13 protein-coding genes are annotated in these 12614 nt (G+C 48.2%); 1 reads left to right on the forward strand and 12 read right to left on the reverse strand.

What is annotated here, in order from left to right; genetic code table 11:
• Positions 1 to 51: 51 nt before the first annotated feature.
• The 3 genes from KFE80_05270 to KFE80_05280 form a co-directional block, all read right to left on the reverse strand.
• Positions 52 to 1404 (reverse strand): right-handed parallel beta-helix repeat-containing protein, encoded by a 1353-nt coding sequence (locus KFE80_05270; GenBank protein UTW46296.1) that lies wholly within the window; start codon positions 1402 to 1404, stop codon positions 52 to 54.
• 170 nt (positions 1405 to 1574) lie between these two features.
• Positions 1575 to 2534, reverse strand: a complete 960-nt coding sequence (locus tag KFE80_05275) for a DUF1722 domain-containing protein (GenBank protein UTW46297.1) — start codon at positions 2532 to 2534, stop codon at positions 1575 to 1577.
• A gap of 10 nt (positions 2535 to 2544) precedes the next feature.
• Positions 2545 to 3561 carry a ferrochelatase gene (locus KFE80_05280; GenBank protein UTW46298.1) on the reverse strand — a complete coding sequence of 339 codons (1017 nt, stop codon included), beginning with the start codon at positions 3559 to 3561 and terminating at the stop codon, positions 2545 to 2547.
• Between the two features lie 128 nt (positions 3562 to 3689).
• Between KFE80_05280 and nhaA the strand changes: the two genes are divergently transcribed.
• Positions 3690 to 5114: a Na+/H+ antiporter NhaA gene (gene nhaA, locus KFE80_05285; protein UTW46299.1), complete on the forward strand. Its 1425-nt coding sequence runs from the start codon at positions 3690 to 3692 to the stop codon at positions 5112 to 5114.
• On the opposite strand, the gene KFE80_05290 is transcribed toward nhaA, so the two are convergent.
• The 9 genes from KFE80_05290 to clpB form a co-directional block, all read right to left on the reverse strand.
• On the reverse strand, positions 5098 to 6021 hold the full coding sequence (locus KFE80_05290) for a hypothetical protein (protein ID UTW46300.1): 924 nt from the start codon (positions 6019 to 6021) through the stop codon (positions 5098 to 5100). The two genes, nhaA and KFE80_05290, sit on opposite strands and share 17 nt — an antisense overlap.
• 60 nt (positions 6022 to 6081) lie before the next feature.
• A complete protein-coding gene (locus KFE80_05295; protein UTW46301.1) occupies positions 6082 to 6408 on the reverse strand; it encodes a DUF4124 domain-containing protein in 327 nt (108 codons plus the stop codon).
• A gap of 214 nt (positions 6409 to 6622) precedes the next feature.
• Positions 6623 to 7018 (reverse strand): PH domain-containing protein, encoded by a 396-nt coding sequence (locus KFE80_05300; GenBank protein UTW46302.1) that lies wholly within the window; start codon positions 7016 to 7018, stop codon positions 6623 to 6625.
• A gap of 101 nt (positions 7019 to 7119) precedes the next feature.
• Positions 7120 to 7488 carry a hypothetical protein gene (locus KFE80_05305; protein UTW46303.1) on the reverse strand — a complete coding sequence of 123 codons (369 nt, stop codon included), beginning with the start codon at positions 7486 to 7488 and terminating at the stop codon, positions 7120 to 7122.
• Between the two features lie 516 nt (positions 7489 to 8004).
• Complete coding sequence (locus KFE80_05310; protein UTW46304.1) at positions 8005 to 8313, reverse strand: hypothetical protein; 309 nt, start codon at positions 8311 to 8313, stop codon at positions 8005 to 8007.
• Between the two features lie 85 nt (positions 8314 to 8398).
• Positions 8399 to 9094, reverse strand: a complete 696-nt coding sequence (locus KFE80_05315; GenBank protein UTW46305.1) for a hypothetical protein — start codon at positions 9092 to 9094, stop codon at positions 8399 to 8401.
• A gap of 69 nt (positions 9095 to 9163) precedes the next feature.
• Positions 9164 to 9469 (reverse strand): hypothetical protein, encoded by a 306-nt coding sequence (locus KFE80_05320; protein ID UTW46306.1) that lies wholly within the window; start codon positions 9467 to 9469, stop codon positions 9164 to 9166.
• Positions 9470 to 9485: 16 nt separating this feature from the next.
• Positions 9486 to 9830: a hypothetical protein gene (locus KFE80_05325; protein UTW46307.1), complete on the reverse strand. Its 345-nt coding sequence runs from the start codon at positions 9828 to 9830 to the stop codon at positions 9486 to 9488.
• Between the two features lie 67 nt (positions 9831 to 9897).
• Positions 9898 to 12531 carry an ATP-dependent chaperone ClpB gene (gene clpB / locus KFE80_05330; protein UTW46308.1) on the reverse strand — a complete coding sequence of 878 codons (2634 nt, stop codon included), beginning with the start codon at positions 12529 to 12531 and terminating at the stop codon, positions 9898 to 9900.
• Between the last annotated feature and the right edge of the window lie 83 nt (positions 12532 to 12614).

Here is a 12614-nt window from a genome sequence, read left to right on the forward strand (position 1 = left end):
TTTTCCGACTTCGAAAAATTCGTGATGATAACAACGGCGAATATACAACTACTATTTTTTTATTAAATTTCCACCCGAGCACATATAACCAACTACTTCATCACCATTCATAATGCATGATCCGTTATCGATCTTGCACATACCACTAGATGGGCAAAAGCCAAAATTCGGATAAGTACGAAAGTCGCCAGGGTGAACCAGATTATAATTGTAGCCCTTGTCACTGTAATAGGTTCGAATGAAATACGGTTTATTCTCTCCCGGACCATATTCACTATTATATTCAACACCTTGATCATCTAAATGAATTATTTGATTCCACGGGTCTACACCATCAGATTCATTCCTGCCTGGACAGTCATAAGAACCAGAAAATGAACTCCACAATCCCCACAATCTGTCACTTCCAGAATCAGCTAAAGAAGGGAGCGGTGAAAATATCATCTGATTGGCTTTCGCTAAGTTACCAACTGTAGGGCATTCATCATAGCTCTGGCTAACAAAATTCGCATGGATTGCAGGCTTTGGATTACTGGAATCCATAGTAGAGTTAAAGAATTTGTTAAAAGAAATTTCGTTATCGTCACTGGAGTCTCTCAACTTAATTGCCGTTCCAGAAAACTTATAAAAGCTGTTTCCTAAAATTCTGTTAGAACTTGACGACTTCGATATATAGATTGAATGCAGTCCCTCGACACCTGTTGAATTTTCAATCAGATGAAAATCATTTCCTATTATTAAATTATTTGAGCTAGAACTGACACCTAAAGCAGCATAAGCGCTACCACTGCATGAATATTTATTGCCAATACGAACAAATCTATTAGCAACGATTTCATGATAACCGCTACCCAGCAACCGAATTGGGTTTTTCATATAATGAAACTCCAACCCTCTTACTACAACTTTAGGAAAAGCCGGAAGAGGAATGACATTTCCATCACTTGAAGGTAACGCCTCTGCACCATCTATGCTAATGAATAGCCTACACTGAGAGCCATCCGAATCTAAAGGGGAGGTCCTGCCATCGAATATTGCCCGGGCAAACGGTTGACTGGAAAAATAATGAGTTTGAATAACGAGTGTCTTGCGCCCAGGGTTTGTCAATCCGGCAATAAAATCACTATCAATAACAGAAGATTCCCCTTCGTTGCCAACATAATATATCCCAGGGCGCACTAATATTCTTACAGTATCGACATTTTGAAATTCAGACTTGGCTAGTTCAAAAGCGCGCTTTAGCGTTCTAACTGCATCATATTTATAGTGAGTCCCAGCATTAAGATCATTTCCATCTACACGCATATATAGATCAGTCGACGATGAGGCCAAAACATTAGATACAAAAGAGAATAGAAAAAATCTCAGAAAAATAGAAACACTTTTAATTCCCTGTTTTTTCATCTTAAACGTTCCTTATTTTTAAGAAATACATTGATTTTATTATGCTGTACAAGAAGTTAGCATCAAGCTCGACATTCAGGCAAGGCGAATTAGACAAACACAGAAAATCAATTTTTATCAACAATAGCTTCTTTTAGGCGCAATGCTTTCACAGAATGATGACATCTGGATTACACCTGATTGCGCAGCGCCAAATCATCTGGGTAGGGCTGTAAATAACGCTGGGAGCGAATGTAATCACAACCGTACTGCTCAATATGGTGACGCAGCAAAGTGATGGGTGCCACCAGTGGCACTTGGCCCCGGCGATAGTTATTGACCACATCGGCGATGTCCTGACGTAAGGGACCAGGTACGGATTTTTTCAGGTAGCCAAGTATGTGTAACAGCGTATTGGCGTGGCCTTTGCGCCGGGCCGGTTTGGCAAGGGCGTCAAACAACATCTGTGCATAGCGTTCAATCATGTCCTGCAAAGGCAATTCACTACCACGAGCCAGCATGCGGCCAATATCCCGGTAAGCACTGTAGCTGTGCGCCATCACCAAATACTTGTAACGGCTGTGGAACTGCAACAAGTTATGGTAGCTGGGGTCGCTGCGCACTTGATGGCGAAAGTCACTGTGTGTGTACACTCGCAGGATAAAATTTTCCCGCAGTTGAGCATCGTTCAAACGCCCCTCTTCTTCCAGTGGCAACAGCGGCCACTGAGCTTGCACCGCCTTGGTAAACAACCCCGCACTTTTCTGTTCGTTGGGGTGCCCATTACCCTGATACACCTTGATGCGCCCCAAACCACAGCTGGGAGAGTTTTTCATCAGCACATAGCCATCGAGCTCTGCCATCGTTGGCAATTGGCTTTGGAAGCCGGCAATCAGTTTGGGGGCCAGGTTCTCTGAACCATCAGATAACTGTAATTCCGGATTTTTGGGATCACCCACCAAACGCATGGTGGGCCTGGGAGTCCCAAAGCCAGCAGCGACTTCCGGGCAAAACGGTTTGAATTGGAAATAATCGTTGAGAGTATGCAGGCAAAGTTTGGATTGGCTGTGACCACCGTTGTAACGCACTGGCTGCCCGACCAAGCAGGCACTGACACCGACGAGTATGGGGTTTAATTGCTCAGTGTTCACAGCAGCTCTCCTATAAACGCTCCTCAATCAACCGGGCCATCATTTCGATATGCCCCGGTGAGTCGTTGAGGCAGGGAATGTATTGGAATTGTTTGCCACCAGCCGTGATAAATGCGTGAAAATTCTCGCCTTCTATCTCCTCCAGGGTTTCCAGGCAGTCCGAAGAAAAACCCGGGCAGATCACCGCCACATCAGTGATCCCCTGCTCCGGCAAAGACTCCAAGGTTTTATCAGTATAGGGCTGTAGCCAAGGGGCTTTGCCAAACCGGGATTGGAAAGTGGTCAATATTTGCGACTCGTCATAGCCCAGCCGTTCACGCACCAGCCGGGTGGTCTGTAGGCAAAAGCAATAGTACGGATCACCCTGTTCCAAATAACGCTGCGGAGTGCCGTGATAGGAAAACACCAGCCGCTGGGGCATGCCATGCTCTTGCACATGGGCTTGTATCGACTGGCACAGGGCATCGATGTAGGCCTCATGGCTGTGATAACCACCAATAAAGTGAAAGTCTGGCACCCAGCGGTAGCGACTTAGCTGGCGGCTCACTTCATCAAAGGTTGAGCCCGTGGTACTGCCACTGTATTGGGGGTAAAGAGGCAATACCACCAGGCGGCGCACATTGTGTTTGGCCAATTCCGCAAGAGCCGAAGCAACAGAGGGGTTGCCGTAACGCATCCCCAACACCACCTTCACCCGATTTTCACCACAGCGCTCGTTTAATGACGCCTGCAAGGCGTCGGCTTGGCGTTTGGAGATATCCAGCAGAGGCGAACCCGCCTCTGTCCATATCTGCTGGTAGAGTTTGGCGGATGAACGCGGCCGCAGCGGCAAAATAAACAGATTGAGGATAAGCCACCACAGCAAGCGGGGAATTTCCACCACTCTTGGGTCACTCAGAAACTGCTTCAGGTAGCGACGCAACGCGCCAGAAGTGGGTGCATCTGGCGTTCCCAAGTTATTCAGCAGTACGCCCACCGGCGGCTCTGGAAGATCGTGTGGCGGTGTAGTTTGACCCTTAAAGCCCATGACTTACCTCATTAGCGTGCTCAGGCACGCAGAGTAACCGCTTCGCCACAGAGTGCAAGTTATGTTGACCTCATAGCTATTTTTTGTGTTTGATAGACGCCCATTTGAATTTCCCGTTCGGAGAATTTATGGAAGATCACCAGATTGTCGATGCCAAACCCCGCAAAGGCCGGGTGTACAACGCCCCATGGGAACAAGCCTTCGAGCGGGTTTTAACGCCATTCGAAGAGTTTATTCATCGCCAAACCACCAGTGGTGTATTGCTGATGATTTGCGCTGTTCTGGCGTTGGTTATCGCTAATACCGATTGGTTTGTACCCTACAGCCAGCTACTGGCCACCAAAACCGGCATTGCCTTCGGTGATGGCGGCATGAAAATGAGCGTTCATCACTGGGTGAACGACGGCCTCATGGCGTTCTTCTTTTTCCACGTAGGCCTGGAGCTGAAACGTGGCTTTTTGGTCGGCGAGCTATCCAGTGTCAGGCAAGCCACCCTACCGGTTTTGGCTGCCATTGGCGGCATGGTATTTCCCGCCTTGGTCTATGTGTCCCTAAACCCTGAAGGCCCAGGCCTGGACGGCTGGGGCATTCCCATGGCCACCGACATCGCCTTTGCGGTGGGCACCTGTGCGCTGCTTGGCGGGCGAGTACCAAAAAGCCTGATCGCCTTTTTGGTGGCTCTGGCCATTGTCGATGACTTGGGCGCTATTGCCGTTATCGCGCTGTTCTACACCGAAGACATCAATCAAATGGCACTGCTGCTCTCCCTGGCCTGCGTTGCACTGCTTTGGTTCCTCAACTGGTGGGGCATTCGCCGTCCGCTGCCCTACCTGGTGGTGGGTGCAGCTTTGTGGATACAACTGCACGAGGCGGGTGTACACGCCACCCTGGCCGGAGTAATTACCGCGTTTGCAGTACCTGCCAAGCCGAAATACAACCCCGCGGCATTTAGCTCTCAGGTAAAAGATCTGATTCGTCGCTTTGATGGCAGTTATCGTCCGGGCGAAAATACGCTTCGCAACGAGCATATGCGTGCCTATGTACGCGCTTTGGGCGATGGGGCTCGGCTGGCTGAGGCGCCGCTGCAACGCATCGAAACCTCACTGCACTTGCCGGTGACTTACATTGTGATCCCGATTTTTGCGCTGGCTAACGCGGGTATTCCGTTGGCTGGATTCGCCGGTGAAACCGAAATCTTTAACAACATCACTCTCGGGGTTGCCCTCGGCCTGCTGGTCGGCAAGCTAATCGGTATTGCCGGTGCCACTTGGGTGGGTTGGAAACTGGGATTGGGTGAACTACCCAGTGGCTGTAACTTCCTGCATATTGTGGGAATCGGCTTCTTGGGGGGTATTGGTTTTACCATGTCGATATTCATTGCCGAACTGGCATTTGAGGGCGCCGCTGGCGACCTGGTATTGGCCAAAGCCGGGGTAATTATTGCCTCACTGATTGCAGGTATTGCCGGGTTTATTTGCCTGGCAAAAGCGTCTCCCAAAAAAGACCACTCTGAAACCGAAGACCAAGCCGAGCAGACTACTGAGGCGTCATAATACCCCTTCGTAACCGGGCACCGGATTCGTTAAAGCGTAACCGTGTGCCCTTTTCTTCAATACCTAACTGCGCACTGGCCACTGCGATATCCGGCACTGTTTTGCTGGATATCGCGACCTGATAATGGCTCCAGAACACATCGCCACCCACCTGCCGATCCAACTCACGAATCAAAGCGCGCGTACTCCAATGCCGGCGTTTTTCCATACAACAACTGCGAAATCGTTCTAACGCTTGATCCAGAGAGCTGGGGTTATCCGGCCGGGTTCGCAATGCCACGTCCACCGACAGAAAATACGCCGCACCGCTCCAATAAACCCGCATATAGCTGCCGGTACGCCACATCAGCGGGCTCACCCGTCTTAAACTCAAATGCGCCATGCTGCTATCGGCGCGGCCTCGGCGAAACCCCGCGTACAGTTTTTTCCAGGCACGCTCGGGGCTGTGGGTGCCAGCTCGTGCCATCAATACATTCTGGTAATAACTGGCTAGCCCTTCGGAAAACCAGATACCACGTCCACCCGGATAGGGCAGAAACAAGTGGCTGAATTCGTGCACTGCGGTCCAATCTGCTTTAAAGCGAGACAGGGGAAAACGAGGATCAATGTGGAATGTCACCCGCGGTATTCGGCTGCGAGTCACCTGGCCCCAAGGTACCGGCTCCCAGCTGCGGTGAGCAAAGCTGATGTGTACAGAAAACGCCTCAACAGGCAAACGTCCATAAAGGGCTACGGCAGATTCGGCGGCGTGGTGAATCCAACGTTCGATCTTTTGCCGTTGAGCTTGGGTAGCGCTATCCGGCATCGCGATGGTGATCGTACTGCCCGCCACAGACAGCGTAGAATCATCTACCGCACTCACCCATCCCGTCCACAACACCAAATAGAGCCACAACGAAAGTCGCATACCACCTCCAAAGAAATTTAGAAGTAAGCGATAGCCATTGGTTCCGAACGTAACCCCGATTCAGTAGCTGATGGCTGTTTCAGTATCCGTAATTGGCGTCAGTTCCAGTGCACCTTCTGGGGGATGATCACCGAAATAGAGATTGCCCTCAGCGTCCCGCCAACGGTAAATCGGGTTACTGGTTTGCGGCGTAATTTGCATATCCAGCTCCATAACCTGAAAGCTCTCTGCCGACTTCTGCTGAAGGCTCTCCGCCGACTCCTGAAGCGTGTCTGACGCATCATCAGCCAACTGGCTGGTCTTGACCTTAATCGACTCGATAGCCTCAGACACCTTTTTTGATGCCTGAGCAAACCACTGACTGGAGTTGATATTGGGTGCCGGCATTTGTCCAGTACGAAGATAAGTTGCGTAGAGGAATAGACCAAATAAGATAACGGCTAACATTATTCCCTTAACAAATAGGCGTTTTTTCATAGTTTTTGTTATTCAGGTTAATGATTATCAAAATTGGGGAAATTTAACGCCCAGCTAAAAGGCGCACCGATAGGTGCATCTAGCGGAACAAAGTGGGCATTTTTGATGCTGCTTGCTAAATTTTTCAATACCCAATTACTGCTCGGAATCTTACTTTATCATTTGGAGACACCATAATTACCTTTCCATGACCATATTTAATCTCGAGGCGGTCCAGTGAGAGCGCCGGACTTGATATAGAACTTCGGGTGTCATTTACCGAAGAAATCGAAGTAATCGGTATTATCCATGAGAAAGGGCCACTGAAAACTTTTAATTCGTCGTTTGAAACAACATATTTGGTAGACAGCAATAACCAAACTGGCAACCCAGCGCCTCCTATTACAACAGATAGCGCTAAAGCATAACTTATTAGTTGACCTTGTAGCGCAGTTATATAGGCCGCCGCCAAGCAAACCAAAATTGTTCCAACTAAAACCACTAGTAGCCAAGCATCAATCTTGGATTTGAAAATTTCCATGGCCTTTTTACCCCCTGAAATTTAACGTCCTACGCACGGACAGCAAAGCTGCGTAGCGGTTTGACGTCCGAACTGCGATAGAAGCATTGTGCTGCAACCTCTCAACTCTTTGGACACTTAAAATATTTAACATTTGGATAAGTCTGTTTGTTAAATAGTACTTGCTCATCGCTTGAAAGCTCAAATGTATCAGTATCTAGCCAAGTAGAGCCTTCACTTGATGAAAGCGATATAAAAGCCACCGTATTTTGATATACGTATATCAATTTTATATCACCATAACCTTCCCACCCCTTTTTCTGGGATTCGGTTATTTCGAAATAACTTTCAGTGATTTTTCCGCAATTTTTCTTATCCTGAGCCCAAACTCCTTGAAATCTTTCAGGAACCCTCTTTAGCTCACCAGCAGATAAGCTTAGTGAAAAGGTTATTGATAAAGCTAGGATTAAAAAGTGTTTAGTATTTTTCATAGAGTTAACGCCCTTATTTGGGGTGGACTGAGAAATGCGAACGCCACCCCGGCCCCGCAAAGGCGACCAAAATAAGCTTGTTATGTGCACATAAGCTTAGCATTTGCATCACTTCCAATTAACTTTCCGTTAACAAAAATATGGCAACCCCAAAAGAAGCCTGGCCACTTACTCCAAAACTTTATTTCTACCTCATAGTCAGTTCCATTCAGGGACTTAAAACAGAACAATTGCCTACAGTATTGTCTTGAATACAGCTTCTAATGCTTTTATTGATATCGGAAACCATTTCTCAATTTCTTGCCAGAGCTCCCCTAGAGCGAAACTTAAAATCCCATTGGTTGGTAAATTCTATTGTTATCCTGTCTTACTGAGCTATCCATATTTTTCTAGGTATTTAGCAGCTCCTTTATACACAACACCTTGTTAAGGGGCGGCGCACGAAGTGTGACGTCCCGCGGAGGCTGCGCTTTTGTAGCCGGAGTAAATTTGAGTAACTTCTTATGCATCTGTTGTTTAAAAAACACCCCAAACTACCCCGACAACGACAAACATTAAGCCGATAAAGAAAAATAATTGAATACGTGATATTTGAAGCAGCAACGAATTGAGCTTCAGGTCGCCGGATGAATAGTCAGTAGCAAAGGTGCGCAACCTTTGTAAACGAGCAAGCAGGTGAATTTTTTTATTGCTTAACCCCCAATAGTTAGCAAGTTCAGGAAAGTCCGCATTTAGCAGGCGGTTTAGAGCGATAAGTTTGATAGTTGATACAGCACCTGCTGCGCACATCAAACATACCCCTACAACGATTAAAGTATCTTTCATCTCATTCTTCTAGTGTTATGCATAACGCCTTGCTCACCGAAAAATTACGAGCGTAGCGAGTAATTTATCCGCCTGCAGCAACTTGTTATGGGTTTTCACGCTGAGCCTTCTGCTCTGCAAACCGTTTTTCCATTTCTTCTCTTTCCACCTTTCGGTCTTCGCTGGAGTACACGTCTGTTTTTACACGCTTGAAACCGCTTACGATATAGCCGATGTCCTTTTGCATTTTTTCTATGCTCTGGGCGATGGCATACAAACTTGGCTTACCTAGTTGATAGCGGCCTTTAAGTTCACTCATATCCAGTACTATTTCTTCGGTATACTTTTTCCCCGTCGCACTTTTGTAACTAAGCTTGAAAGACAAAATTGAAGATGATTTTCCTTCGAAATCTTCTGTCGTTTGGGTATAGGTAGAGTAGATATTCTGGCCTGGTCCAAAATGACGAAGGCCTGTTCTAAAGAAGTTAGACTCGGTAAACTCACCAAGAAGCTTCTCTGCTGACTCTCCGCCCTCTATAACAGCTGGCTCAAATTGCAGATCACTAGCGGGACCGAATCCAATGTTTTGGATATTTAGACGAATTATATGAACAGCAAACTCAAAGCTGTCGATTGTGATATGTATTTTTGGCTCCGTTTGTACTTCCCTCATTTTTCTAGTTTCGGAAACGAGAAGCCCAGTGAGGATTGCATAGACGACGGTAGAGAGCGTAACAACAGCAGTAAATATTACTATCAATGCTTCTGAATTCTGTTTAAGAAAGCTTAATATCTCAGTCAACTAATAACTCCTTTTAACTCATAATACCCCGCGCAGCCTCTTAGGAGCGGAGTGAATTTGACCGGCTTGTTATGTGTTTGGGTAGAATACAAGACAGCTACCGTCCTTAAGCGCACCTTCGTAAAAATCACTAAAGCCCTTATGAAGATCAGAGTTCAAGACTTCAACTTTTAAGCCATTACCTTTTAAGCCGTTAACACCTTCAAACCCGAAGTTACTAATTTCCTTTGTAGCAGCCTCGAAATCGACAGCTTCTTTTGCTTGTCGAAGAAAAAGTAAACCGTCGTGATTAGCTCCTTTCTCTGGAGAGTCCCAGTTGTATGCTGACTTTCCCGAGTAAGTACCATTAAAACCGTAGAGATATACTTTTTCCATTACTTACACATAACGCCTAAAGCAGCGGGCGACGCTTGCGGCGTCCGCTGCCTTTACTGGTTAAGTGGCTACTCTCTTCATACGCTAAGAAATAGTACAAAACTGAAGCAATTGGTGGCATAAACGCTATTGCAAAGAACCACAACCACTTTTTGTTTGAAATTGTATTGAATAGCATTCCAAAAGTAACAATAAATAAGGGAGCTACAATAGCTACTAGTGCAAAAACAAATAGAGTTTTTGTAATAACACTTTCAAAGTTATCAATACCAACCCCCCATTCTGTCGTGATGGTTAGATTGACTAAAAGACAAACAACCATAAAAACAGTTGAATGAATTGCACAATATTTTTGAATCATAGTTCCACTTAACAGCTTTATTATGACGCATGGCCAGATGTAGGCATTCCCATATCTGACCATATCACTATCCTAAAAACACAATGCGTTCTCCATCCAACTCGACCCGCACTGTATCTCCCGGCGCAAAGCGCCCGGCTAGAATTTCCTGAGCCAAAGGGTTTTCCAGCAGCTTCTGAATCGCGCGTTTTAGCGGCCTTGCGCCATAAACTGGATCAAAGCCTGCCTCTACTAATTGTTCCATTACAGCGTCGCTGATTTCCAAGCCCAGCTCTCGCTCTGCAAGGCGTTTGCGCAGGCCCGCCAGCTGGATATCAGCAATGCCTTTGATTTGCTCTTTACCCAGGGGATGGAATACCACCGCTTCGTCGATGCGGTTGATAAATTCCGGACGGAAGTGCATACCGACAACTTCCATCACTTTTTCGCGGATCACTTCCTGTCTGTTCTCGTTTTCTATTGAATCGTCGAGCTCTAGCTCGCCATCAAAGCTGACCGTATCGTAGGAGCGATCGTTAACCAGGTTCTGGATCACATCAGAGCCCAGGTTAGAGGTCATCACCACTACGGTATTGCGGAAGTCCACGGTGCGGCCCTGGCCGTCGGTCAATCTACCATCTTCCAGCACTTGCAGCAGAATATTGAACACATCCGCGTGGGCTTTTTCCACTTCGTCAAGCAGCAAAACCGAGTAGGGTTTACGGCGCACCGCTTCGGTGAGGTAACCGCCCTCTTCGTAACCCACGTAGCCGGGAGGGGCACCGATCAGGCGAGCTACGGAGTGTTTTTCCATAAACTCTGACATATCGATACGTACCATGGCTTCTTCGGTATCGAACAAAAACTCCGCCAGAGATTTACAAAGTTCGGTTTTACCGACACCGGTTGGCCCCAAAAACAGGAAGGAGCCGTTGGGGCGGTTAGGATCAGAAAGACCAGCGCGGGAGCGACGCACGGCGTTTGATACCGCCACCACTGCTTCGCTTTGGCCAACGACACGCTGGTGCAAAAAGTCTTCCATGCGCAGCAGTTTGTCCCGCTCCCCTTCCAGCATTTTGGCGACGGGAATGCCGGTCCATTTGGAAACCACTTCGGCGATTTCTTCGTCGGTGACCTTATTGCGCAGTAACTGTTTTTCCTCGGTCTCTGCTTGTGAGGCAGCACTCAGTTGTTTTTCCAGTTCGGGAATTTTACCGTACTGCAACTCAGACATTTTCGCCAAATCGCCAGCGCGGTGGGCGGCATCCAGCTCCAAGCGCGCCTGTTCCAGATCACTTTTGATTTGCGTGGCGCCCTGTACCGAGGCTTTTTCCGCTTTCCAGATTTCTTCCAGGTCGGCGTACTCTTTTTCCACCTCGGCAATATCAGTGTTTAATTTTTCCAAGCGCTTTTGCGCCGCTTCGTCATCGTCTTTTTTTACCGCTTCCCGTTCGATCTTGAGTTGAATCAAACGACGGTCAAGGCGATCCATGGATTCCGGTTTGGAGTCGATTTCCATACGGATACGACTCGCCGCCTCGTCGATCAGGTCGATGGCTTTGTCCGGCAGTTGTCGGTCGGTGATATAGCGCTGCGATAGCTTGGCTGCGGCCACCAGAGCAGAGTCGTTAATCTCCACCCCATGATGCACTTCGTAGCGCTCTTTCAGGCCACGCAAAATAGCGATAGTGTCTTCTTCGCTCGGTTCATCCACCAATACCTTTTGAAAGCGGCGCTCAAGGGCGGCATCTTTCTCAATAAATTGGCGGTACTCATCCAAGGTGGTAGCACCCACACAGTGCAGCTCGCCGCGAGCCAGAGCGGGCTTGAGCATATTACCCGCATCCATAGCGCCTTCGGCTTTACCGGCACCTACCATGGTGTGCAGTTCATCGATAAACAAGATAATGCGGCCTTCCTGTTTCGACAGTTCATTGAGCACTGCCTTCAGGCGCTCTTCAAAGTCACCACGGAATTTCGCTCCCGCCAACAGTGCGCCCAAATCCAGGGATAGGATGCGCTTGTCTTTTAGGCCTTCCGGTACTTCGCCATTGATGATACGCAAGGCCATGCCTTCGGCGATGGCGGTTTTACCCACACCGGGTTCGCCAATCAGTACCGGGTTATTTTTGGTGCGCCGTTGCAATACCTGGATGGTGCGGCGGATTTCTTCATCGCGACCAATTACCGGGTCCAGCTTGCCCTGTTCGGCACGCTCGGTGAGGTCGATAGTGTACTTATCCAGCGCATGACGATTGCCTTCCGCTTCCGGGTTGTTCACGTTTTCACCTCCGCGCACATCTGCTATCGCCTGCTGCAGTTGTTGTTTGTTGCCGTAGTGATTCAGTGCCTTGCTAACGTCAGAGCGATCGTCAAAGGCCGCCAGCAACACCGTTTCACTGGCAATATATTGGTCGCCCTGCTGCTGGGCAAGTTTGTCCGCCAGGTTAAACCAGCGGCCCAAGTCCGCGGACAGGCCCACTTCACCGGTAGGACTTTGTATACGCGCGACCCGTTCCAGCTGTTGTTCAAGGTCTGCTTGCAAGCCTGCCAAATCAAAACCCGCCTTGGCCAGTAACGGACGCACTGCCCCACCCTGCTGATTAAGCAAGGCCAACAGCAGGTGTACCGGTTCGATGGCATTGTTATCACGCCCTACTGCCAGTGATTGAGCATCGGCCAGAGCCGCTTGCAGGGAATTGGTAAATTTGTCGATGCGCATGGAATTGCCCCAAAAATCTATCTTATGAATGAGAGATAGGGGCGGCAATGGGGGTTTTCAAGAAAGGACGATGGTTAGTGTGA

The organism is bacterium SCSIO 12696, from assembly GCA_024397955.1.
Taxonomy (GTDB): Bacteria; Pseudomonadota; Gammaproteobacteria; order Pseudomonadales; family Porticoccaceae; genus SCSIO-12696.